Origin of the sequence: Micromonospora sp. M71_S20 (assembly GCF_003664255.1) — a bacterium.
Lineage (GTDB): Bacteria > Actinomycetota > Actinomycetes > Mycobacteriales > Micromonosporaceae > Micromonospora.
Genome location: NZ_RCCV01000001.1, coordinates 1,114,818 through 1,139,510 on the forward strand (window position 1 = coordinate 1,114,818; position 24,693 = coordinate 1,139,510).

At 73.1% G+C, this 24,693-nt stretch carries 16 protein-coding genes; 3 read left to right on the forward strand and 13 right to left on the reverse strand.

All coding sequences use genetic code 11. The features are described from left to right. Genes DER29_RS04965 through DER29_RS04985 form a run of 5 tightly spaced genes read right to left on the reverse strand, consistent with a single transcriptional unit; the run spans window position 1 to window position 8,841 of the window. Complete coding sequence (locus DER29_RS04965; RefSeq protein ID WP_370040043.1) at window positions 1–5,208, reverse strand: type I polyketide synthase; 5,208 nt, start codon at window positions 5,206–5,208, stop codon at window positions 1–3. 30 nt (window positions 5,209–5,238) lie between these two features. Further along, window positions 5,239–5,574: a hypothetical protein gene (locus DER29_RS04970; RefSeq protein WP_121396247.1), complete on the reverse strand. Its 336-nt coding sequence runs from the start codon at window positions 5,572–5,574 to the stop codon at window positions 5,239–5,241. A gap of 5 nt (window positions 5,575–5,579) precedes the next feature. Further along, window positions 5,580–7,148, reverse strand: a complete 1,569-nt coding sequence (locus tag DER29_RS04975) for a fatty acid--CoA ligase (protein ID WP_121396248.1) — start codon at window positions 7,146–7,148, stop codon at window positions 5,580–5,582. 36 nt (window positions 7,149–7,184) lie between these two features. Next, window positions 7,185–7,757, reverse strand: a complete 573-nt coding sequence (locus DER29_RS04980) for an FcoT family thioesterase (protein WP_121396249.1) — start codon at window positions 7,755–7,757, stop codon at window positions 7,185–7,187. A gap of 55 nt (window positions 7,758–7,812) precedes the next feature. Continuing rightward, window positions 7,813–8,841, reverse strand: coding sequence for an AfsR/SARP family transcriptional regulator (locus DER29_RS04985; protein ID WP_121396250.1), 1,029 nt, complete (start codon window positions 8,839–8,841; stop codon window positions 7,813–7,815). A gap of 292 nt (window positions 8,842–9,133) precedes the next feature. Here DER29_RS04985 and DER29_RS04990 point away from each other — a divergent pair, with 292 nt between their 5' ends. From DER29_RS04990 to DER29_RS05000, 3 genes are all read left to right on the forward strand, one after another. Further along, the gene (locus DER29_RS04990; RefSeq protein WP_121396251.1) at window positions 9,134–11,440 is read left to right on the forward strand and encodes a TOMM precursor leader peptide-binding protein; all 2,307 of its coding nucleotides are present in this window, start codon (window positions 9,134–9,136) and stop codon (window positions 11,438–11,440) included. 42 nt (window positions 11,441–11,482) lie between these two features. Then, window positions 11,483–12,952, forward strand: coding sequence for a SagB family peptide dehydrogenase (locus DER29_RS04995; RefSeq protein WP_121396252.1), 1,470 nt, complete (start codon window positions 11,483–11,485; stop codon window positions 12,950–12,952). A 127-nt stretch (window positions 12,953–13,079) separates the two neighbouring features. Continuing rightward, on the forward strand, window positions 13,080–13,685 hold the full coding sequence (locus DER29_RS05000; protein WP_121396253.1) for a DNA-binding response regulator: 606 nt from the start codon (window positions 13,080–13,082) through the stop codon (window positions 13,683–13,685). Here DER29_RS05000 and DER29_RS05005 read toward each other — a convergent pair. From DER29_RS05005 to DER29_RS05040, 8 genes are all read right to left on the reverse strand, one after another. After that, window positions 13,581–14,723, reverse strand: coding sequence for a sensor histidine kinase (locus DER29_RS05005; RefSeq protein ID WP_158618967.1), 1,143 nt, complete (start codon window positions 14,721–14,723; stop codon window positions 13,581–13,583). The genes DER29_RS05000 and DER29_RS05005 overlap by 105 nt on opposite strands. A 604-nt stretch (window positions 14,724–15,327) precedes the next feature. Next, window positions 15,328–15,903: a sigma-70 family RNA polymerase sigma factor gene (locus tag DER29_RS05010; protein ID WP_121396255.1), complete on the reverse strand. Its 576-nt coding sequence runs from the start codon at window positions 15,901–15,903 to the stop codon at window positions 15,328–15,330. 267 nt (window positions 15,904–16,170) lie between these two features. Then, complete coding sequence (locus DER29_RS05015) at window positions 16,171–16,953, reverse strand: ABC transporter ATP-binding protein (protein WP_121396256.1); 783 nt, start codon at window positions 16,951–16,953, stop codon at window positions 16,171–16,173. After that, complete coding sequence (locus tag DER29_RS05020; RefSeq protein ID WP_121396257.1) at window positions 16,950–18,050, reverse strand: iron ABC transporter permease; 1,101 nt, start codon at window positions 18,048–18,050, stop codon at window positions 16,950–16,952. The genes DER29_RS05015 and DER29_RS05020 overlap by 4 nt, the downstream gene beginning before the upstream one ends. A gap of 5 nt (window positions 18,051–18,055) precedes the next feature. Next, on the reverse strand, window positions 18,056–19,084 hold the full coding sequence (locus DER29_RS05025) for an ABC transporter substrate-binding protein (protein WP_121396258.1): 1,029 nt from the start codon (window positions 19,082–19,084) through the stop codon (window positions 18,056–18,058). Next, window positions 19,081–20,562, reverse strand: a complete 1,482-nt coding sequence (locus DER29_RS05030) for an MFS transporter (protein WP_121396259.1) — start codon at window positions 20,560–20,562, stop codon at window positions 19,081–19,083. The genes DER29_RS05025 and DER29_RS05030 overlap by 4 nt, the downstream gene beginning before the upstream one ends. Next, a complete protein-coding gene (locus DER29_RS05035) occupies window positions 20,559–24,392 on the reverse strand; it encodes a non-ribosomal peptide synthetase (RefSeq protein ID WP_199729127.1) in 3,834 nt (1,277 codons plus the stop codon). Before DER29_RS05035 ends, DER29_RS05030 begins: the two co-directional genes overlap by 4 nt. Beyond that, window positions 24,385–24,621, reverse strand: coding sequence for a phosphopantetheine-binding protein (locus DER29_RS05040; RefSeq protein ID WP_121396260.1), 237 nt, complete (start codon window positions 24,619–24,621; stop codon window positions 24,385–24,387). Before DER29_RS05040 ends, DER29_RS05035 begins: the two co-directional genes overlap by 8 nt. Between the last annotated feature and the right edge of the window lie 72 nt (window positions 24,622–24,693).

The window sequence follows — 24,693 nt, forward strand, 5'->3', positions numbered from 1 at the left end:
TCAGCTCCCCGCTTCCGTCGTCGCTTCACCGAGGTCGGCGAGCGCCATGCTGATCAGTGCGTCGGCGTCCATGTCGTCGATGGATCCGCTGGGTGCGGCGTCCGGCTCGGCGGCGGCGACCCGCACGCCGCCCAGTTCGAGCAGGCTGTCCATCAGGCCGGCGTCCCGCAGCCGGCTGAGGGGGATGGCGAGCAGGATGCGGCGGACCTCGTCCTCGGGCAGCCCACCGTCGCCGCCGGTGTCGGGGACGAGCCGCTCGTACAGCAGCTCCGCGACCGCGCGGGTGTTGGGGCGGTCGAAGGTCAGGGTGGCCGGCAGCCGCAGGCCGGTCGCGGCGTTGAGCTGGTTGCGCAGTTCCAGCGCGGCGAGCGAGTCGAAGCCCAGCTCGGTGAAGGCGCGACCGGGGTCGACGGCGTCGGGGTCGCGGTGCCCGAGCACCGTCGCGACGTTCGTGCGGACCAGGTCCAGCAGCAGGTCCGCGCACTCCGGGCCGGACCTGCCGGCCAGGCGCGCGGCGAGGCCGCTGCCGGTGGACGCCGCCCGCCGGGTCCGGGGACGCACCAGGCCGCGGTAGAGCGGACCGTCGACCACACCGAGGTCGAGCCCGATGGGTACGAGGACCGGCGCGGCGCAGGTCAACGCGGCGTCGAAGAGCCGCAGGCCCTCGTCGACCGGCAGGGCGCGTACGCCCGCCTGGGCCAGCCGCTGCCGCTCCGCGCCGGTCAGCTCGCCCGCCATCCCGCCGTCCCACATGCCCCACGCCAGGGACTGCCCGGTCAGGCCGGCCGCCCGGCGGCGCACGACCAGCGCGTCCAGGAACGCGTTCGCGGCGGAGTACGCCGCCTGGCCCGCGTTGCCGAACACGCCCGCCGCCGACGAGAACACCACGAACGCCGACAGCCCCGTCCCGGCCGTCGCCTCGTGCAGGTGCCACGCCGCGTCCACCTTGGGCGCCAGCACCCGGTCCAGGCGCTCCGGCGACAACGACGCCAGCAGACCGTCGTCCAGCACGCCGGCGACGTGCACGACCGCCGACAGCGCACGGCCGGCGACCAGCGCCGCCACCGCGTCCCGGTCGGCCACGTCGCAGGCCGCCCACCGCACCGACGCGCCCGACGCGGTCAGCTCCGCCGCCAGCTCCGCGGCGCCCGGCGCGGTCGCGCCCCGACGGGACACCAGCAGCAGGTCACGCACCCCGTGCACCGCCACCAGGTGCCGGGCCACCACCGCACCCAGCGCGCCGGACGCACCGGACACCAGCACCGTCCCGGAGCCGAAGTCCGTCTCGACCGGGTCGGCGGTGGTTGCCCGGGCCAGCCGGGCGGCGTGCGGAACGCCGTCGCGGACCACGAGCTGCGGCTCGTCGTCGGCCAGCACCACGTCGCCGTCGACCAGGACGACGCGGTCGGGGTGCTCGGCCTGGACCGAGCGGACGAACCCCCACACGGCGGCGCCCGCGAGGTCGGTGACGTCCTCGCCGGGCAGGGCCACCGCGCCCCGGGTACGCACGACGATGCGCGGGCCGGTGGGCTCGGCCAGCCACGACGTGAGCTCGTCGAGGACGCGGTGCAGCACGGTGCGGACGCCGGCCGGGGTGTCCGTCGGGGCGGGGCCGGGCGGGAACGTGGTCGTGTCGAGCACCCGCACGTCCCTGTCCTGCTCCCCGGCGGCCGGCACGGGGGTCCAGGTCAGCTCGTACAGCGAGTCGTGGTGGCCCGGGCGGGCGTCGAGCGCGCCGACCGGCCGGGTCTCCAGCCTGCCCACCGACACCACGGGGGCGCCCGTGCCGTCAGTCGCGGTGATCGCCCAGCCGGACTCGACCGGCACGATGCGGACCCGCAGGGCGGCGGCGTTCGTGGCGTGCAGCACCACCTGCTGCCACGAGAACGGCAGCACGGCGCTCCCCGTACCGGCCTGGTCGGCCAGCAGCGGGGCGTGCAGGGCCGCGTCCAGCAGGGCGGGGTGCAGCGCGAAGCGCTCGTCCGCCTCGGGGAGTGCGACGTCGGCGAACAGTTCGTCGCCGCGTTCCCACACGGCCGTGACGCCACGGAACGCCCGCCCGTACTCGTAACCGGAGTCGGCGAGCCGGTCGTAGGCGTCGGTCAGGTCGACCGGCCGGGCGTCGGCGGGGGGCCACTCGGTCACGGTGTCCGGCGCGGTGACCGCCTCCGCGGTGACGAGTCCGGTGGCGTGCGCCGTCCAGCTCTCGGTGTGCTCGCCGCGCGAGTGGATCTCGACGGTGCGGCGGCCCTGCTCGTCCGGCTCGCCGACGCGCAGCCGCAGCTGCACCGCGCCGTCGGCGGGCAGGACCAGCGGGGCGACGGTGGTCAACTCCTCCACCACCGGGCAGCCGACCGCGTCCGCGGCGTGCACCGCGAGTTCGACGAGCGCCGCACCCGGGACGAGCACGGCGCCGGCGACGACGTGGTCGGCGAGCCACGGGTGGGTGCCGGTCGACAGCCGGCCGGTGTAGACGACGCCGTCGAAGTCGGGCAGCGCGACGGCCGCGCCGAGCAGGGGGTGCTCGGTGTCGGCGAGCCCGAGCCGGCTCGCCGCCCCGGTCGCGGCCGCGTTCTCCACCCAGTACCGCTGGCGCTCGAAGGGATACGTCGGCAGCTCGGTGGCCCGGGCGCCGGCGAAGAAGGTGGGCCAGTCGACGGGGACGCCGTGGGTGTGGAGGGCGGCGACGGCCCTGACGAGGGTCGCGGGTTCGGGTTGTCCGCGGCGCATGGTGGCGATGGCGGTGGTGTCGCCGGTGGCGGCGGCGGTGGCGAGGACGGTGTCGGGGCCGATTTCGAGGAAGGTGTCGACGTTGCAGGTGGTGGTGAGGGTGGTGATGGCGTCGTGGAAGCGGACGGTGTGGCGGACCTGCTCGACCCAGTGGTCGGGGGTGGGGGTGAGGGGTCGGCCGGTGAGGGTGGAGGTGACGGGGATGGTGGGTTGCCGGTGGATGACGGACGCGGCGACGGCGCGGTAGTCGTCGAGCATGGGGTCCATCAGGTGGGAGTGGAAGGCGTGGGAGACGGTGAGGCGTTTCGTGCGGTGGCCCTGTGCGGCGAGTGCTTCGGCGGTGCTGAGGGTGGCGGTCTCGTCGCCGGAGAGGACGAGGTCGGTGGCGGTGTTGACGGCGGCGATGCCGACGGTGTCGGTGAGGTGGTCGGTGACCTGGTCCTCGGTGGCCTGTACGGCGATCATGGCGCCGCCGGTGGGGAGGTTCTGCATGAGGCGGGCGCGGGCGGTGACGAGGGTGGCGGCGTCGGTGAGGTCGAGGATGCCGGCGATGTGGGCGGCGGTGAGTTCGCCGATGGAGTGTCCGGCGAGGTGGTCGGGGCGGATGCCCCAGGATTCGACGAGTCGGTAGAGGGCGACTTCGAAGGCGAACAGGGCGGGTTGGGTGTAGCCGGTCTGGTGCAGCTCGTCGGTGTCGATGACCTCGCGTAGGGGCCGGTCGAGATGCTTGTCCAGGGCGGCGCACACGTCGTCGAACGCGGCGGCGAAGACGGGGTAGGCGGCGGCGAGTTCGGCGCCCATGCCCAACCGCTGCGCCCCCTGCCCCGTGAACAGGAACGCCAACCGGCCGCCCGTGCCCGCGGGGGTCGGCTGCACGCCGGCCTCCAGCGCGCGTACCAGCTCCTCGGTGTCGCGGCCCACCACCGCGGCGCGGTGCTCGAACGCGGTGCGCCCCACGGCCAGCGTGAACCCGACGGCCAGGGCGAACCCGGCGTCCCGGGGGTCGCGGCCCGCCACCGCGCCGGCCAGGCGCGCGGCCTGTGCCCGTACCGCCTCCGGCGTCCGTCCGGAGAGGACCCACGGGATCACCGGCGGTTCGGCCGCGGCGACCGGCTCGGGGGACTCCGCCGGCTCCGGCTCCTCCAGCACCACGTGGGCGTTGGTGCCGCTGATGCCGAACGACGACACGGCGGCACGACGCGGACGGTCGCCGGCGGGCCACGCCACCGGCTCGGTCAGCAGCGACACCGCCCCCGCCGACCAGTCGACCTTCGGGGACGGCTCGTCGACGTGCAGCGTGCGCGGCAGCAGCCCGTGCCGCAGCGCGCCCACCATCTTGATCAGGCCGGCGACGCCGGCCGCGGCCTGGGTGTGACCGATGTTCGACTTGATCGAGCCCAGCCACAGCGGCCGGTCCCGGTCGCGCCCGTAGGTGGCCAGGATCGCCTGCGCCTCGATCGGGTCGCCCAGGACGGTGCCCGTGCCGTGCGCCTCGACCACGTCGACCTGGCTCGCCGACAGCCGCGCGTTGGCCAGCGCGGCCCGGATCACCCGCTGCTGCGCCGGCCCGTTCGGGGCGGTCAGGCCGTTCGAGGCCCCGTCGGAGTTGACCGCCGTGCCCCGGACCACCGCCAGCACCCGGTGGCCGTTGCGCCGCGCGTCCGACAGCCGCTCCACCACGAGCACGCCGACGCCCTCGGACCAGCCGGTCCCGTCGGCGGCGGCGGCGAAGGACTTGCAGCGGCCGTCCGGCGACAGCCCGCGCTGCCGGGAGAACTCGATGAAGGTCTCCGGGGTCGCCATCACCGTCACGCCGCCGGCCAGCGCCAGCGTGCACTCGCCGTTGCGCAGCGCCTGCCCGGCCAGGTGCAGGGCCACCAGCGACGACGAGCACGCCGTGTCGACGGTGACCGCCGGCCCCTCCAGCCCGAACGTGTACGCCACCCGGCCCGAGGCGATCGAGCCCGTGGAGCTGTTGCCCGCGTAGTCGTGGTACATCATCCCGGCGAACACGCCGGTGGCACTGCCCCGCAGCCCCGCCGGGTCGATGCCGGCGTTCTCCAACGCCTCCCACGAGGTCTCCAGCAGCAGCCGCTGCTGCGGGTCCGTGGTCAACGCCTCGCGTGGGCTGATCCCGAAGAACTCGGCGTCGAAGTCCGCGGCGTCGGGCAGGAAGCCGCCCTCCCGGGTGTACGACCGGCCCGGGGCGCCCGGGTTCGGGTCGTACAACTCCCCCACGTTCCAGCCCCGGTCGGTGGGGAAGCCGCCGATCCCGTCGCGTCCGGCGGCGACCAGCTCCCACAGGTCCTCCGGCGTACGCACGCCCCCCGGATACCGGCACGCCATGCCGACGATCGCGATGGGCTCGTGCGCGGCCTCCTCCGCGTCGCGCAGCTTCCGCCGCGTCTCGCGCAGCTCCGCTGTCGTCCGCCTGAGGTAGTCGAGCAGCTTTTCCTCGTTGTCGGGCATCGACGTCACTCCAAGAGCGGACCGGTAGGGGATCGTGTGTCAGAGCGGGACGTGCCCGTGCGCGCCGCGTCGCCGGACGGGGCCGGCGGCGAGCGAGGGCACGGGACGGGCCCGGGTTTCCTCCGGGCGGACGACCTCGTCGACCACGCCGAGGTCGAGTGCGCGGTCGGGGCCGCCCACGACGCGCACGTGAGCTACGACGCCTCGCGCCACGAGTTCGCGGCGTCCGGTCTCTCCGGGCGCCGCGATCGTCGTGCGGTGGATGGCGGCGACCTCGGCGAGGGCGTCGAGCGGCGTGCCGCCGCGCCACCGCGCCGGCCCGGGCAGCCGGTACAGCGGGGCACGGGTGTCGCGCCCGATGGTCGCCGCGGTCATCGCGCTCAGCTCACCCTGCGCTCGTGACCCTGCCAGAATCGCTCACGCAGCTCACGGCGCAGGATCTTGCCGCTGGGGTTGCGGGGCACCCGGTCGATGAACTCGTAGTGCAGGGGCTGCTTGAAGGCGGCGAGCTTGCCGCGCAGGTGCAGGGCGAGGTCGCTCTCGGTGAGCTGCTGGCCCTCGACCGGCACCACGAACGCGTGCACGGCCTCGCCCCAGCGCTCGTCGGGCACGCCCACGACCGCCGACTCGGCGACCAGCGGGTGGCGGCCGATGACGTGCTCGACCTCCGCGGGGTAGACGTTCTCCCCCGCCACGATGATCATGTCCTTGATCCGGTCCCGGATGAACAGGTAGCCGTCCTCGTCCAGCACGCCGGCGTCACCGGTCACGACCCAGCCGTCGACAAGCGTCTTCGCCGTGGCCTCGGGCATGTTCCAGTACTCGACCATCGCCGCCGGGGTCCGCAGCCAGACCTCGCCGATCTCGCCGGGCGGCAGCGGCTGGCCCTTGTCGTCGGCGACCTTGACCTCGAAACCCGGGTAGGGACGCCCCGCCGCCTGCATCCTGCCGCTGTCCGGCGTGTGGTCGGCCGGGGGCAGGCAGATGGCCGTGTTGCCGGTCTCGGTCAGGCCGTAGATCTGGGCGAACTCGCAGCCGAAGCCCTCGACGCAGCGGGCCAGCAGCGCCGCCGAGATGGGCGCGCCGCCGTAGACCACCTTGCGGAGCGAGGTGAAGTCCTCCCTCGACACGCCGGGCTCCGCCAGCAGCAGCCGCAGCATCGCGGGCACCAGGCAGGCGGTGGTGACCCGCAGCGTCCTGATCAGCTCGACCGCGCCCGCCGTGGTGAACTCGCGCATCACCACGTTCGTCACGCCCGACACGAAGCCCTGCGTCGCCCACCACAGGCCGCCGATGTGGAAACCGGCCATGCCGACGAGGCTGACGTCGCCCTCGCGCCAGTCGATCCAGTCCAGCTCCGCCGAGGCGAGCGCCTGGCGGACCGCGAAGAAGCTGCGGTGCGCGAGGACGACGCCCTTCGGCAGCCCGGTCGTGCCACTGGTGTACATCTGCACCAGCGGCGTGTCGGGGGTGACCCTGGCCAGCACGTTCGCGTCCGGCTGCGCCGAGACCCAGGCGGTGAAGCCGGCGCCGGCGGCACCCGGCTCGTCGAGCCCGACCACCCCGGTCAGCGTCGGCAGTTCCGCCGCCAGCTTCTCGGCGGTGGCGGCCGAGTCGGCGTCGACGAAGAGCAGGGCGGCGCCGGAGTCGCGCAGGATGTGCTCGACCTCGCCGGCGGCCAACCGCCAGTTGATCGGCACCAGCACCACGCCCGTCTTGGCGGCGCCGAAGAGCAGCTCGTAGTAGTGCTCGGACTCCCTGCCCAGGTAGGCGATGCGGTCGCCGGGGCGCAGGCCCGCCGCCTGGAGGCCGCGCGCGACCTGGTTGCTGACGCGGTGCAGGGTGGCGTAGTCGACGCGCCGGCCCTCGCAGACCATGGCGACGACGTCCGGCTGCTGGACGGCGTGCCTGCGCACCACGTCGACGAGGGTGCGCAACTGAACAGTCACCGGGTCCTCCTCAGGGGACGTGCGGGTGGGGGCGGCTCAGGCCGCGTCGGCCTGGAAACGCATGCCGGGCGGGTTGACCAGCGCCATCCGCACCTCGCCGTCGGCGACGCCGCCCTGGGCGTCCCAGAAGCGCCAGGGCATGTCGATGATCTGGACCGGCTTGCTGCGGTTGCGCTCGCTGAACTCGGCGAAGGACACCTCGCCGCGGAACGACGACGAGTCGATCGGCCGGCGGAACCTGCTGGTGAAGTTCGCGATGAGCATGTCCGGCAGCTGCTTGGCCCAGTAGTCGTCCATCGTCCACGCGGCCAGCGCGGGAACCGTCCGGTCCTGGACGCACTTGGCGATCAGGTAGTACATGAGCTGGTTGAAGCAGATGTTCACCTCGACCGAGTTGAGGTGACCGGTGTCGTCGATGTAGCACGGGTACGGGATGGCGAACTCGCCCTCCGCGCTCGCCAGCCCGTTGGCGACGGTGACCGTCGCGGACTTCAGGTACTGGGTCTTCGGCCTCGCGTACGGGCGCAGCACGTCCGAAAGCAGTCCCGGGTCGTTGGCAAATGTCGCACGCCCGATAGGCGCACTGTTCTTCACCGGCGATGTGGTCATTGCTATTCCTCCTTTGCGCACGAGTGCGAAATTGAAGGTAATCGCGGCCGGTCCATCACCCGGTAACAGCGGAAGAACTGAGCCGGCGCCCCTGGCGGGCCCGACCGACGAGCCGGTCCAGCAGCATGTCGGAGGTGAGCGACAGATCGGCCAGGAGCGGGTCGGTCGACAGCAGCGCCAGGTGCAGCGCCTGGATCCGCTCCGAGGGCTCGATGCCGAGTTCGCCCATCATCCGCCGGCGGAACCGCAGGTAGACCTCCAGCGCCGCCGGCGTGCGGCCCGACCGGTGCAGCGCGAGCATCAGCATCGTGTGCGCCGACTCGTGCAGCGGGTGCTCCACGACCAGCGACGCGAGCTCGGAGGTCGCCTCCCGGTGCCGGCCCAGGCACAGGTCGGCGTCGATCCTGGTGGTGTACGCGTAGAACCGGCGCTCCTCGAGCCGCGCGGCCTGGGCGCGCAACTGCGGGCCCCACTGGCCCTGGTGCACGACGTTGCCACGCCAGAGCGCCAGCGCCCGGCGCAGATGCGCGCCCGCCTGCTCGTAGTCGCCCGCGTGCATCGCCGCGGTGCCCGCCGTGACCAGCTCGTCGAACTCGACGATGTCGAGCTGCTTCGGGTCCACCCGCAGCGTGTAGCCCCCGGAGCAGGTGAGCAGGACGTCGCGCGCGATGTCCTCGACGGAGCCGCCGAGCACGCCGCGGAAGAGCTTGCGCACCTTGAACATGTACGTCTGAAGGGTGGCGTGGGCGGTGCGGGGCGCCCCCGTGCTCCACAGCTCCCGTACGAGCACCGACGCGCCGACCGGCTGGTTCGCGTTGAACAGCAACGCGGACAGGACCAGCCGCAGCTTCGGTGCGCTCGGTGCGATGTCGACCCCGTCGTGCCGGATGACGAGCGGTCCGAGCAGTTCGAACCGCAGTCCGGCGAGCGGGTTTCCCGCCGGGTGCCGCGGCGGCGCGACCGGCGGCGGCTCGGGGCGCCGGATCTCCGTTGCGGGGTCGGCCGCCGACTCCAGCAACGCGGCGAGGAGCGTCAGTTTCTCCTCGTGCGACATCGATCCCAGTTCCGCAAACTTGGTAATCATTTCGCCGACCTCGCTATCAGTCGGATCCACCGCACTTTCCACCGCCGACGAGTGGTGTCGGCGTACTGGTTCCGTGACGGGAGCGACGATTCCGACCAGGGGGAGTCAGGACAGGCTTCCACGCTATTCCAAGTCAAGGTCGAGCCGATAGTGACCGCGTCATGGACGGGCGTGACCAAACGAGGGGGGAGCATGTGACCGCGGCACTTGCCCGCAGCCTGCGCTGCCGCGAGGCTGGCTGGAGGCACGCTGGAGTGTCGCTGGAGCGGCACTGGTCGAGCAGGGAGCAGCCATGTCGGGTGGGGATGCGCAACTGCGCGTCGGGTTCAAGCGGCACCTGCGGGCCCACGTGGTACGCGGTGACGCGGTCTACCTGCTCTCCGAGCGCGGGGCGACCTCGGTCAGCGGGGCGCACGTCGAGGCGCTGGCCCCGCTGCTCGACGGCAGCCGGGACCTGGCGGAACTCGTCCGGGACAGTCCTGCCGGGATGTCGCCCGCCGAGATCGGCACGGTCGTCCGGCGCCTCGTCGACGCCGGCCTGGTGACGCTGCGGCCCGCGCAGGAGGCGGAGGCCGACGGGCCCGCGCTCGCGTACTGGGAGTCGGCGGGTCTGGACCCCACCGCCGCCGTACGGGCCACCACCGCCGCCCGCGTCGACCTCGTCCGCGTCGGCGGTCGTGCGGAGGATGCCGTCGCGGCGGAGGACGCGCTGCGCGCGGCCGGTTTGACGGTGACGCGGGTGTCCGGGAACTTATCGGCCCCGCCGACCGACTTATCGATTGTGCTCTGTGAGGACTACCTCGACGAGGGGTTGGCTGCCGTCGACGCCGCGCATCGCGCCGCACGCCGGCCCTGGCTCCTCGCGAAGCCCGGCGGCGCACAGGTGTGGGTGGGGCCCGTGTTCGACCCCGCCGCCGCGACGGGGTGCTGGCACTGCCTGGGGCACCGGCTGCGCGGCCACCGCCAGGCCGAGACGCGCCTGCGCGCCGTCGTCGGCTCCGACGCGGAGATCAGCACGCCGCCGGTGTCGCTGCCCCCGCTCGGCGCCGCCGCCCTGCACCTGGTGGCGTTGGAGGCCGCGAAGTGGACGGCCGGACTCCGGCACGACGGGCAGCGCGCGGTGTGGACGCTGGACAGCGTCACCCTGCGCGGCGCCCACCACGAGGTGCGCGCCCGGCCGCAGTGCCCGGAGTGCGGCGACCCCGGCATCGAGCGTGACCGGGCGTTCCGCCCGGTGCCGCTGCGCAGTCGGCCGAAGGCGTCCCGCTCCGGGGGCAGCCACCGGGCCCTGCCGCCGGAGCGGGTGCTGCGCGACTACGGGCACCTGGTGAGCCCGGTCAGCGGCGTGGTCAAGGAGATCACCCGCGACGGGCGGGGCCCGGCCTTCTTCAACTCGTTCCGCTCCGGCCCGAACCTCGCGATGACCACGCGCAGGAACGCCGAGCAGATGCGTTTCGCGCTGCGGGCCGAGAACGGCGGCAAGGGCGTGACCCCCGTGCACGCCGAGGTGAGCGCGCTGTGCGAGGCCATCGAGCGGCACAGCGCCTACTTCCACGGCGACGAGGCCCGGGTGACCGGCAGCTACACCGAGCTGGCCGGCACCGCCATCCATCCCGACGCCTGCCTGCTGTTCGACGAGCGGCAGTACGCCGACCGCGCCCGCTGGAACGCCACCTGCTCGCCGTTCCAGTACGTGTGCGCGCCGTTCGACGACGCGGCCGTGACGAGCTGGACCCCGGTGTGGTCGCTCACCGAGCAGCGGCACCGCCTGCTGCCCACGTCGATGCTCTACTTCAACGTGCCGGAGCAGCACGGCGGCATGTCGCTGTGCGCGGACTCCAACGGCAACGCCGCCGGCAGCAGTCTGGAGGACGCGCTGCTCCAGGGCCTGCTGGAGGTGGTGGAACGCGACGCGGTGGCCCTCTGGTGGTACAACCGCACCCAGGCTCCCGCCGTGGACCTGGACAGCTTCCGCGACCGCTGGATCGACGAGCTGCGGGAGGTCTACGCGGGCCTGCACCGCGAGGTGTGGGTCCTGGACGTGTCGTCGGACGTCGGGATCCCCACCATGGCCGCGCTGTCCCGGCGCACCGACAAGCGGTGCGAGGACATCATGTTCGGCTTCGGCGCCCACCCCGACCCGCGGGCGGCGCTGGTCCGCGCGCTCACCGAGATGAACCAGTTGATGCCGACCGTGGCCGAGGTCGGCGGTGACGACGACGACGGGTACGGCTGGTCCGATCCCGACGCCGTACGGTGGTGGCGCACCGCCACCTGGGCCGGGGACGCCTACCTGCGGCCCGATCCGGCGGTGCCGGCACGCCGGCTCACGGACTACCGCCACACCCCGACGGATGATCTGCTGTCCGATGTCCACTCGGTTCAGCACAGGTTGGAGGCACTGGGACTCGACGTGCTCGTGCTCGACCAGACCCGCCCGGACGTCGGGCTCCCCGTGGTGAAGGCCATCGTGCCGGGGATGCGCGGCTTCTGGGCGAGGTTCGCGCCGGGCAGACTGTTCGACGTCCCGGTGCAGCTCGGCAGGCTCGACCGCCCCACGGAGTACGAGAACCTCAACCCGATACCACTTTTCGTGTAGAGCGGGCGCACGTGGCCCGGCCACGCCCGTCGAGGAGCCAGGTTGCCATCCGACGCCGACACGTCCCGCCCCGGACCGAGCCTGTCGCTGTGGTCCTTCCGGGACGACGTGACCATCGAGACGGCTGAGGACGGCAGTCTGACCATCCTCACCCGCTGGGGCGACGTCCCGGTGGGCCGCCCCGCGCCCGCCGTCGAGGAGGTCCTGCACCGCATGACCTACGGGCCGGTCGCGCTCGGCAACGTCGCCGGGCTGGACGGGCGCGTCCTGCGGGCGGTCTTCGACCGGCTGCCCGGCCGGATAGTCCGCTCGCTCGGCTCGCGGGACTCGCCGGTGCCGCTGCTGTCCGTCCAGCCGGTGTCCCCGCTGGGGGTGTTCGAGCTGCCGGAGGTGGCCGAGGACCAACCGGTCAGGCTGTCCCGTTTCGCGTTCGCGCACCAGCGGGACGGCGAGCTGGTGCTCGAGTCCCCGCTGTCGCACCACCGGGTGGTGCTGCACCGGCCGCAGGTGTCGCTGGTGCTCGGCGCGCTTCCCCGCGCGACCACCGTCGTCGAGGTGGCGCGGCGGGTCGACCTGGCGCTCCCGGGGGTGGCCGACATCGTCGCCTACCTGGTCGGCGCGGGCATGGTCGTCGTCGGTGAGGCCGGCACGTCGCGGTTCCACGAGGACTCCGACCCCACGCTGGCGATGTGGTCGCCGTACGACCTGCTGTTCCACTCGCGCAGCAGGCTCGGCACGCACGACGACCCCGCCGGCGCGACGTTCCGTCACGTCGCGACCCTGCCGCCACCGCCCGCCGTCAAGCCGGCGCCCGCCGGGCCGCGGATCCCGATGTACCGGCCGCCCGTCACGGTTCCGCACGGAATGACGCTCACCGAGGCCGTCGACCGGCGCCGGTCCACCCGCACGTTCGCCGAGGCGGCGCCGTCGACCCGGGAACTCGGTGAGCTGCTGTTCCATGCGGCGAGGGTCCGGATGCAGACGGTGGCCACGGCTCCCGACAACGTGCGGTACACGGTGACGCGCCGGCCGTATCCCAGCGCGGGTTCGCTGTACGAGCTGGAGCTGTACCTGACGGTGGACCGCTGCCCGGACCTGCGGCGGGGGATCTACCACTACAGCCCGGTCGAGCACGCGCTGACCCTCGTCAACGCCAGCCCGGCGGACGTCGACGAGCTGCTCGACAACGCCCGCGTCTCCGTCGGGGGCCGGCGGCCCCCGCCGGTGCTGATCACCATGACCGCGCGGGTGGGCCGGCTCTCCTGGGTGTACGACAGCATCTCCTACGCCAGCACCCTGAAGCACGTCGGCATGCTCCAGCAGACGCTCTGCCTCGTCGCCACGATGCTCGGGCTCGCCACGTGCGCGCTCACCATGGGCGACGCCAGGGTTTCCGCGTCGGCGTTCGGGCTCGACTGGCCGGCGGAGGTCGGTGTCGGCGAATTTGCCGTCGGACTACCCGAAAACGACATTTCCTGTAACGAGGAGTACCTGGGCGTACACGGAATGTGAATGGGCCGACGACCGTCGGAAATGGCTTTGCGACACCTCGCCCGCGGGCGCGAAAAGAGCATTCATGATGCGTGCTGGCGCGTGATAGAACGGGGTTAATTGCGCCGGCCCGACAGGGGATGCCAAGTTGATCAAGGTGTTGTTGGCCGAGGACATGCACATGGTCCGAGATGCGCTGGTCGCGTTGCTCAACCTGGAGCCGGACATCGAGGTCGTCGCCGCGGTCGCCTCGGGCACGGAGATCCTGCCCATGGCGCAGCGGTTCCGGCCCGACGTCGCCGTGATCGACATCGACCTGCCGGGCAAGGACGGGCTCTCCGCCATCGCCGACATCCAGGCCCACCTGCCGGAGATCCGCACCCTGGTCCTGACCGCGCTCGGCCGACCGGGCACCCTGCGCCGGGCGTTGTCCGCGAAGGCGACCGGCTTCCTGCTCAAGGACGCCCCGACCGAGCAGCTGGTCGACGCCATCCGCAGCGTCGCCGCCGGCCGTCGGGTCGTCGACAGCCAGCTCGCCATGTCCGCCTGGGACAGCGCCGAGTGCCCGCTCACGGCGCGCGAGACCGAAGTCCTCCGCCTCACGGCGGAGGGACTCCAGGCCGTCGACATCGCGGCGCAGATGTTCCTGTCAGTCGGCACCGTCCGCAACTACCTGACCACGATCGTCAACAAGCTCTCCGCGCGCAACCGCGTCGACGCCATCCGGGTCGCCCGGGAGGCCGGCTGGTTGTGACCGGGTCGCCCCGTGGCGCTCCAGCCGCAGTGGCACCTTGGCGCAGAGCCGGAACTGGTCCGGCTGCTGGTCGACCGTCAGCGAGCCGCCGATCTCCTCGGCCCGTACGGACAGGTTGCGCAGCCCGTTGCGACCGCTGCCCGGGTCCCGCGGCGGGCCGACGGCCAGGTCGTCGTTCACGATCTCGATCCAGGCGTCGTCCTGCGTCTGCCGGATGGTGATGTCGCAGCGCTTGGCCTTGCTGTGCCGCAGGATGTTGGTCACCCCCTCCCGCAGCACCGTGGCGAGCACCGTGCTCACCTGGACCGGCAGGTCCAGGTGGTCGCTGTCCAGCCCCACCTGGATGTCCGCCGCGGACAGCACGGACACGGCGGAGCGGCACTCCTCCTCCAGCGACAGCTCGCGGTAGCCGCTGGCGACGGTCCGCGCGTCGGAGAGGGCGACCCGCGATATCTCCAGGATCTCCAGCAGCTGGTCGCTCGCCTCCTGCGGTGACTTCTCCATCAGGCGGTGCACCAGCTCGATCTTGAGCGAGATGGCGGACAGGCTGTAGCCGAGCAGGTCGTGCAGGTCGCGGGCGAACCGCAGCCGCTCCCGCAGCACCGCCATGCGCGCGATCTCCGCGCGGCTCTCCTGCACCTCGACGACGAGGGCGGTCAGCCGGGACAGCCCGTACACCACGAGCCCCGTCGTGACGGTGGAGATCGCGGTGTAGAGCATGTCGATCGGCGCCTGGGTGAAGAGCCACTGGGCGACGGCCATCGAGGCGACGATGAGGGCGAAGGCCACCCACGCCGTGACCGCCCGCAGCACGAGCAGCACGCTGCCGGCCAGGAAGCCCGGCATGCCGACCCACGCCTGGCCGAAGGCCAGGATCGGCAGGTAGACCAGCGCGGCCTGGGTGGCGAGGACGCCGTAGCCCAGCGGCGTGCGCAGGCGCCCGTTGTCCCGGCCGTACCACAGCAACTGCATCGCCATCAGTACGGCGATGCAGGTGAACGACAGCGCGATGGCGACCGGACCGACCGGCAGGAACATGACGTGGAGAAAGCCGATGAGACTGATGCTTGCGAAGACGGCGGTGACGACGCCCATCGCGAGCCGGGGCGCCGGTAGCGGCGCGACCCCTCGCGATGATGAGCGCCCTGGTGTGACGGAGAGGTTCACGGCAGCAGCGCTCTCGTTAGCTCTAGCGCAGCCGGCGTACGCCCAGAGGCCAACTCGCCCCGCACCCGGTGTGGCCGGCCCCCCGGCGGCCACGATGCCCACTGACGGGCGACGATCCAACAACCACGACACACTCTCCCCAGCGATCGACCCGACGACGGGAATGGCCACGTCGACCCGCGTAGGAACCCGGTGCGGCCGATCGGACGCCGACAGGCGCCGCAGCCCACAGAGTTGTTACGCAACGCAAACGTCTTTGACGGATTCCCGGCCCCGAATTGCGATGTGCCCCTACGGACACCTTCCCCCTTGAGGGTCGACCTTTCCACAAAAAAATGACGGCCGTCAAGCCGTCCGCCCCTGGCCACCGCAGCGCGAAAGGGTCCTAATCGATGCTAGGGAACATTTGCCACCGTCACGTCATATCCTCTAGTAGGGACATTTGACGCGGGGGCCGCCGCGCGGCGGCGAGGGCCTACCGGGGCAGCGCCGGAAGCCGCCGCGGGGCCGGCGCCAGGGCCGACACGAGGTCGCGGCGGGCCCGCGCGACGCGGGAGCGGATCGTGCCGACGGGACAGCCGCACAACTCGGCCGCCTCCGCGTAGCCGAGGCCGACGACCTGGGTGAGCACGAACGCGGCGCGGCGGGCCGCGGGCAGCGTGCGTACCGCCAGGTTGAGCGCGACCGTGTCGTCCACGCCGGGCACGTGGTGGGCCCCCGAGCGCTCCGCGGTGGCCCGCCAGTCCTGGTCGGACACGATCCGGGGCCGACTCGCGGCGGCGCGGAAATGGTCGGCGGCCACGTGCCGCGCGATGGCCAGCAGCCAGGACCGCGCGTGGTGGCGACCGGTGAACAGGTGCGCGCTGCCCAGCGCGCGGACGAACGTCTCCTGCGTCAGGTCCTCGGCCTCGGCGTGCCCCACCAGGTAGACCAGGAACCGCCAGACGTCCCGCTGCGTGCTGCGGACGAGAGGATCCGCCGCGGAACGGTCGCCGCGCCCGACGGCCAGGACCAGAGCCGTGACCGCGCTTTCTCCCAGTGACTCCGACATGAATTCACGGTAAACGTGCGGAATGCCGAGAAGAACGGACTCCAGTGGCGGTCCAGCCGGCCTCATCGCCGGGAACCAGAATTCGATGGAACCGTTCGGCCAGCGTGTCGGGCGCCCGGGGACGGCGCGGCGCGGGCGCGGGCGCGGGGAACCCGCCGACGGACGCGCGCCCGACGAGGGCCGCGCGCTCAGGGCGCGCCGGCCGCCCGGCGAGGCGCCGCCCGGCCGGGCCCGGCCGGGCGGCGGGCACGTCCGCCGCACCCCGACTCAGCCGCCGGTCCTGGCCAGCGGCCGGGCGCCGTACGTGACGCGGACGACCCCGTCGTCGTGCCGTTCCGTCTCGGCGGTGACCCCGAAGACCTCGGACAGCACCTGGGGCGTGAGCGCCTCCAGCACCGGCCCCGACGCGACCACCTCCCCGCGGTCCAGCACGACGAGGCGGTCGCAGCTGCGCACCGCGAGGTCCAGGTCGTGCAGCACCGCCAGCGTGGTGACGGCCAGCGTGTGCACCAGTTCCAACAGCTCGAACCGGGCCCGGATGTCCAGGTGGTTGGTCGGCTCGTCGAGCACCAGGAGCTGCGGCTGCTGCGCCAGCGCCCGGGCGAGCAGCACCCGCTGCCGCTCACCGCCGGACAGCGAGCCGTAGATCCGTTCCGCGTGCCCCAGCATGCCGGTGCGCTCCAGCGCGTCGACGACGATGTCGTGGTCGTCGGCCGTCTCGCGGTCGAACACCCCCTTGTGCGGCGTCCGGCCCAGCGCGGCGACCTCCCGCACGGTCAGGCCCGGCGGGGTGGGGCTGTTCTGCAACACGGCGGCGGTCCGCCGCGCGGCCGCCCGCGCCGACAGCGACCAGACGTCCTCGTCGCCGAGCAGCACCTGCCCGCTGGCGGGCCGGACCGACCGGTAGATGGTCCGCAGGAGCGTGGACTTGCCGCTGCCGTTGGGGCCGATCAGGCCGACGACCTCGCCGGGCGCCACCTCCATGCTGACGTCGCGGAGGATCGGCGTGCCGCCGATGGAGACGCACACCTGCTGCACCTGAAGCTTCATGAGTGGGACAGGCTCCTATCCCGGCGCATCAGCCAGATGAAGAACGGTGCGCCGAAGAGGGCGGTCAGGATGTTGAGGGGCAACTCGTTCGGCGGGTCGACCGTCCGGCACAGCAGGTCGACGATCACGAGGTAGACCGCGCCGACGAGGGCCGCGAGGGGCAGCACCCGGCGGTGGTCCACGCCGAACGCGAGCCGCACCAGGTGGGGCACCATCAGCCCGACGAAGCCGATGCCGCCGGCCACGGCGATGAGCACGCCCGCGAGCAGCGACGTCAGGACGATCGAGACGATCCGCAGTCGCTTGACGTCGATCCCGAGGGCGGTCGCCGACTCGTCGCCCGTGACCAGCGCGTTGAACTGCCGGGCGTACAGGGTCAGCAGCACGGTCACCGCGAGGACGACCACGCCCGCGACCTGGAGTTGCTCCCAGCGGGCGCCCGCGACGCTGCCGAGCAGCCAGAACATGATCTGGCGCATGTTGTTGGGCGTCGTCTGCAACTGGAGCAGGCTCGTGATCGAGGTGAACACGTAGCTGATCGCGACCCCGGCGAGCACGAGCCGGACCGGGTTGAGCCGGCCGTGCTGCTGCCCGAGGGTGAAGACCAGCGCCACCGCCAGCATCGCGCCGACGAACGCCGCGCCCGACACCCCGAGTCCGCCGGCCGCGCCCGCGCCCAGCGCCATCACGGTGACGGCGCCGACCGAGCCGCCCGCCGACACCCCGAGGATGAAGGGGTCGGCGAGCGGGTTGGCCACGAGGGCCTGTAGCACGACGCCCGCGACCGCGAGCCCGGCGCCGCACAGCGCGGCCAGCAGCACCCGTGGGATCCGGAAGGTCCAGACGATCTGGTCGTGGGCCGGATCGACGGCGGGGGTCGCCCCGGTCAGGTGCGCCCAGACGATCCGGCCGGTGTCCCCGATGGAGACCGGCACCGAGCCGACGGCCGCCGCGACGAGGATCAGCACGACCAGCAGTACGCCGAGCACGAGCAGGCACAGCGGGAGGGGCGCGCCGTGCAGTGGGGCCGGCCGGGTGGTGCTGCGCTGCGGCGCGGCCGACACCCGGCCGTTCGTGGAACGCGACAAGGTGGTCATGGCGCTCAGAACGCCTCGGGGTGCGCGGCCTGCGCGATCTTGGAGACCGCGAGGTGGTTGCTGGGGCCGAGGTAGATCGAGTCGGACAACACGACGTAGCGGTTGTTCTTCGCCGCGTCCCACTGCGGGAACTGGGCGAGCAGCTTCTTCGCGTCCGCGTCCGGATCCTTCGACATGTAGTTGACGACGAGCAGGACGTCCACGTCGGCCTTGGCGACCTGCTCGCGGGAGAGGTTGGCGAACATCTGGTCGGTGGCGCCCTCGAAGGCGTTCACCGCACCCGCCTTGGCCATGATGTCGTTCCAGATCCCGTTGCCGCCGACGGAGCTGAACTCCCCGCCCATCGCCATGCCGGGGATGATCAGCATGACCTTCTGCTTCGGCAGGCTCGCGGTCTTCGCCCCCACGGCGGCGATCTGCGCCTTCGAGTCGGCGATGATCTTCTCGGCGCGCTCGGACACCCCGAAGATGGCGCCGAGGTCGCGCAGCAGGGCGTAGCTGTCCTCGACGGTCGGCGTGCCGGAGACCGTGCCGACCTCGCCGCACGAGCTCTTCGGGGCGTACGTGTTGGCCCCGACGGCCGCGAGGTCGTCGCGGGTGGCGAAGCCCGCCTCGGCGCGGAAGCCCCCGTCGTAGGTGGAGATCACGAAGTCGGGCGTGAGCCCGATCATGGCCTCGCGCGGGATATCCGACATGTCGTTGAGCTTGATGTTCCCCGTCGGCAGCTTCTTGATCGCGTCGACCCGGCCGTCGACCTCGGAGGCGCCGTAGGACTGCGCGTTGGCGACGATCCGGTCGGCGACGCCGAGTTCCAGCAGCGCGGAGACCTCCGCGACCGACCCGCCGTTCATCACGACCACGCGGCTCGGCGCTTGCTTGTAGGTGTACTCCTTGCCGCAGTTGGTGATCGTCACCGGGTAGCCCGCCTTCGGCGGGTCGTTCGACTGTTCGGCCTCGCTCCTGGCCGCCGTGCAGGCCGTCGTGAAAAGCAGGGCGGCGACGGCCGCCGCGAGAGGGAAACGCTTGAGATTCATCCGGTCCTCCGAACGGTTGACGTGGCGACGGGCGACGGCGCCGCCGCCCCTTCCGGTTCCGCTGCCGCGGCAGTCGGCTTGGGCAGGTGGTGCAGACGGACACTGACCAGGCCGGCGCAGGTCGCGGAGGCCGCGAGCAGGAGCGCGGTGGCCGCGAAGGCCGTCGCGTGGTCGGCGAAGGGCACACCGGGGTCGCCGGGCGTCGCGCCGAGCACGGTGCGGTACCAGACCCCCGCGACCGCGACCCCGAGCGCGAGACCGAACTGCGTCACGGTGGTCGCCATGCCGGACGCCGCGCCGGCCTCGGCCGGCCTGACCCGGCCGAGGATCCCGGCCACCAGGGGCGAGACGACCAGGCCCTGCCCGAAGCCGGCCAGCGTGACCACCGCGACGAGCATGGGCGCCTGCGCGGACTCCGGCGCTTGGACGACGGCCGCGCTCGCCAGCAGCACGGCGGCGAGCAGGCCGCAGCCCACGGCCGGGGTCGGCGCCGAGATCAGGCGTCCCACCCGGCGGCTCGCCGCGGAGCCCAGCGAGAAGCCGATCCCCAGCGGCACGAACATCAGCGCCGCGGTGAGCGGCGTGAAGCGCAGCCCGGTCTGCAGGTAGTAGGTGAACACGAGGAAGAGCCCCGAGTTCGTGGCGAACAGCGCCAGCACGGTCAGCAGGGACAGCCGCATCCCGGGGGCGGTGACGACCCGCGGCGGGAACAGCGGCTCGCCGCCCTCGCGGTGCAGGCGCCGCTGCTGGTTCACGAGCACGACGGCCACGGCGAGCGCGATAGGCACCCCGAGCCACAGCCACGCCGGGCCGCCCGGCCCGAAGACCAGGGGCACGAGCAGGGCGGGCGCCGCCACGATGGTGAGCGCCGCGCCCGCGAGGTCGAGCCGGTGCGGCGCCTTCGGCACGGTACGCGGCAGGATCCCGCCCAGCGCCAGGATGACGATCCCGACCGGCACGTTGACGAGCAGCGCCGGCCGCCAGCCGAGGCCGAAGATGTCGGCCTCGACGATGAGACCACCGCCCGCGATGCCGCTGATCACGCCCAGGCCGATGACGACGCCGTAGACGCTGATGGCCCGCGCGAGCCGGTCCGGGTCCTGCATCGTGGCCCGGATGATCGCGAGCACCTGGGGCGCCATGAACGCCGCCGTGGCGCCCTGCAGGAACCGGGCCACGATGAGCAGGTCGGCGTCCGGTGCGATGCCGCACAGGAGCGAGGTGAGCGTGAAGCCGGCGACACCCCAGAGGAACACGGTGCGGTGCCCCATCCGGTCGCCGAGCCGCGCGCCGGTGACCATCAGGGCCCCGAACGCGATCACGTACGCCGCGCCGACGAACTGGATCTGGTCGAAGCCCGCGTCGAGGTCGCGCTGGATGGACGGACTGGCCACGTTGACGACGAAGCCGTCCACCTGGGTCATGAACGTCGCGGCCAGGACCGCGCCGAGTCCGAGCCACTCACGTCGTTCGCTCATGCTGCCCTCCGAAGGTCGCCGACAGGTGGGAGTACGGCGCCGACCCGCGCCAGGGGACCGGCGGCGAGCATGCCGTCGTGGGTGCAGTCGAGCCGGTGCACGTCGATGCGCCCGTCGACGTGTGGTTCCCAGCTCTGCGGGCCGGGCCAGTCCGGTGTCTTGCCGTCGGTCGCCTCGATCACCAGCACGTCGCCGCGCAGGCGCCGGGGCGTCCAGCCGGCGGCCAGCCGCGAGTTGCGCGCGAAGGCGTCGTACGCGAGGCGACGCTGCGCCTCGTCGAGGCCGCCGAGCACGGCCTGGCCGAGCACCGCGGCGGCGGCGTGGTGCTCGCCGGGCGGCGGCAGCTCCCGCCAGGCGGCCGGGACCGGGAACGAGTCGAGCAGCGCGAGCAGGGCCACCGACTCGCCGGACTCCGCGAGCTGCGTGGCCATCTCGTGGGCCACCAGGCCGCCGAACGAGGCGCCGAGCAGGTGGTAGGGCCCGGCGGGCTGGATCTCGCGGATGCGGCGCACGTGGTCGGCGGCCAGGTCGGCGACGCTGGCACAGTCCGTGGCGGCGACCGACTGGAGCCCGTACACCGGGCGGTCGGGCAGGCTCGCCAGCAGCGCGGCGTACGACCACGCCAGCCCGGTCGCCGGCGCGACGCAGAACAGCGGCGGCCCGCTCCCCCGCGTCCGCAACGGGAGCAGCACCTCGGTGGAGCCACCGCCGGTGTCCGTGGCGAGCGCGGGCGCGAGCTTCGCGACGGTCGGCGCCTCGAACACCGTCCGGATGCTGATCTCCACGCCGAACTCCGCGCGTACCCGGCCCATCAGCCGGGCGACGAGCAGGGAGTGCCCGCCGAGCGAGAAGAAGTCGTCGTCGATGCCGACCTCGGGCAGGCCGAGCAGGTCGGCGAAGAGACCGCACAGGACCGCCTCGCGGTGGTCGCGCGGCGCGCGACCACCGACCGTCGCGGTCAGGTCCGGCGCAGGCAGCGCCGCGCGGTCGAGCTTGCCGTTCGTGGTACGCGGGATCGCCTCCAGCGCGACGAACGCGGGCGGCACCATGTAGTCGGGCAGCCGCTCCGCCACGAACTGCCGCAGCGCGGCGGGCTCCGGCGCGGTGTCGCCCGCCGGCACGACGTAGCCGACGAGCCGCACCTGACCCGGCGCGTCCTCGCGGGGCACCACCGCCGCCTGGGCGACCAAGGGGTGGGCGAGCAGGACCGCCTCGATCTCCCCCGGTTCGATGCGGAAGCCACGGATCTTGACCTGGTCGTCCGCGCGGCCGAGGAACTCCAGGGTGCCGTCGCGCCGCCAACGGGCCAGGTCTCCGGTGCGGTACATCCGGCCGCCCGGGGGCCCGAAGGGATCCTCCACGAACCGCTCCGCGGTCTGCTCGGGGCGGTCGTGGTAGCCGCGGGCGACCGGCGCCCCGGCGAAGTACAGCTCGCCCACCGTGCCGGGCGGCACGAGCCTGCGCGCCGGGTCCAGCACGTACGCCCTGGTGTTGGTGAGCGGCCGGCCCACGATCGGCTCGGCGCTCTCCGCGAGCCGGCACCAGAGGGTGTCGACCGTGCACTCGGTGGGGCCGTACAGGTTGTAGACGGTCATGCCGGCGTCGCGCAGGGCCGTCCAGAGCGCGGGGCCGGTGGCCTCGCCGCCGAGCGCGAGCACGGCGGGCCGGTGCCGGCCGGCATCGAGGAACCCGTTCGCCACCAGTTCCTCGGCGTACGTGGGCGTGATGTCCATGAAGTCGATCCCGTGCCGGTCGACGTAGTCGAGCATCGCGGCCGGGTCCCGACGCCGGTCGTCGTCGACGAAGTGCAGCTCGTGGCCGTCGAGCAGCCACAGCAGCCCCTCCCACGACGTGTCGAACGACAGCGACGCGGACAGCGCGGCCCGGCACACCCGACCGCCGGCCGCCGGCCGGATCATCGTGTCGCGGTGGTGGTGGAAGAGGTTGACCAGCCCACGGTGCTCGACCACGACGCCCTTCGGCACGCCCGTGGAGCCGGACGTGTAGATGAGGCAGGCCGCGTGCTCCGGCGCGAGGCCGGCGTCCGGTACGGGTGCGTCGGGCGCCTCGGCCAGCTCCGCGACGGTCGCGGGGGCGTCCACGAGCAGGACCGGGACCTCCGACTGTCGGTGGCCGGTCCACAGCGCCTCGGTGGCGAGCAGCACGACGGGTGCGCTGTCGGCGAGCATCGCCGCGACCCGCCGGGCGGGCAGGTCCGGGTCGACGGGCACGTACGCGGCGCCGGCCTTGAGCACGGCGAGCAGCGCCACGATCGCCTCCGAGGTGCGGGGCAGCAGGAGCCCCACGTGCCGGTCGGGGCCCGCCCCCCGGGCGACGAGCAGGTGGGCGAGGCGGTCGGCGCGGCGGTCGAGTTCGGCGAACGTCAGCGTGGCGTCGCCGGCCACCAGCGCCGTACGGTCCGGCGTCGCGGCGGCCTGCGCCGCGAACAGCGCGGGCACGGTGACCGCCGGCAGGGGCCGGGCCGTGTCGTTCCACTCCTGGAGCAGCAGCCGGCGCTCGCCGTCGAGGAGCAGGTCGACGTCGGCGACCGGAGTGTCGGCGGCGGCGGTCACGCGGCGCAGGAAGGCCAGGAACCGGGCCAGGTGACCGGTGAGTTCCTCGTCGTCGTAGCAGTTCGGGTTGGCGTCGAGGACGATCCGCAGCCCGCTGCCGTCGGCCCGGTCGTACACGTGGACCACCAGGTCCTCGACGAGCCCGGCGCTGACGTTGTGCACGACGCCCCGGTGCCCGGCGAAGCTCAGGCCGTAGTCGAACGGCATGATGTTGACCGACGGGCCGAACAGCTTGCGCTCGCTGGCGACCATCCTCAGGTCGCGGCGCAGCTGCTCGTAGCGGTAGCGCAGGTGCGGGCGCCCGGCCCGCAGCTCCGCAGCGACCTGCGCGGTGAGGCCTGCCAGCGTGGCGGTGGGCTCGACACGGACCCACAGCGGCACGACGTTGGTGACCATGCACGGCACCCGCAGCGACACCGAACCGAGCCGCGACATGACCGGCAGCGCGAGCGTCAGCTCGTCCGCGCCGGTCATCCGGTGCAGGTACGCCGCGAAGGCCGCGATGACGGTCTCGCTCCACGTGGTTGCGGTGGCCTTGGCGACCGCCTTCAGCGCGTCGATGCCGGCGGCGTCGAGGTCGGCGGTGGCGCGGAGCACCGTCCGCGCCAGCTTTCCCGTGCGGCGGGCGAGCACCACCGGTGCCGGCCTGCCCTGCGCCCGGGAGGTCCAGTGCTCGCGCGCGGCGGCGTACCTGTCCGAGTCGGCGTAGGCCCGGTCCTCGTCGACCACGGCGGACAGCGACCCGAACGTGCGGGGCGGTGGTTCCCGCCCCTCGACGAGGGCGGTGTAGAGCTCGGCCACCCGGCGGGCGACCAGCGACAGCCCGTACCCGTCCAGGGCGATGTGGTGCACGCGCTGGTACCACAGGAGGTGGTCCGGGCCGAGCCGGAGGAACGCCTGCCGGAACAGCGGGTCCTTGCGCAGGTCGACGGGGTTGTCGAGGTCCGCGCGCATCCAGGCCGTCGCGGCGGCGAGCGGATCCGCCTCGGCGCTGGTGTCGACCAGGTGCAGCGGCCACAATCCGTGGTTCTCGCGGGGACGCTGCCACGGGCGGCCGTCGGCGTCCTCCTCGAACACGACGTTGAGCGCCTCGGCCTCGCCGACCGCCCCGCGCACCGCCGCCTCCAGCAGCCGCACGTCGACCGGGCCGCGGATCTCCACGTACTCGGCGGTGTTGAAGGCGGGACTGTCCGGGTCGAACTGCTGACCGGTCCAGATCCCCTCCTGGGCGGCGCCCAACGGCAGCGGCTCAGTCATCCCGGCCCACCAGCAGCTTCACCCAGTGCTCCACCGTCGGCCGCTCGGCCAGGTCGACGAAGCTGACCCGGGCCCCGGCGTCGCGCCACCGTTCGATGAGCGTCATCAACCGCACCGAGTCCAGGCCGCAGTCGAACAGGTCCTCCGTGTCGAAGCTCTCGTCCGGGCGACGGTGGAGCATCTCGGCGACGTCCGCCCGGATCGTCGCCGCCGTCAACTGGTCTGCCACGTCATGCCTCTCGACCTCGTGCGATGTGGACACCGGTGGGATCCGACGGTCGACACCGCCGGATCCCACCGC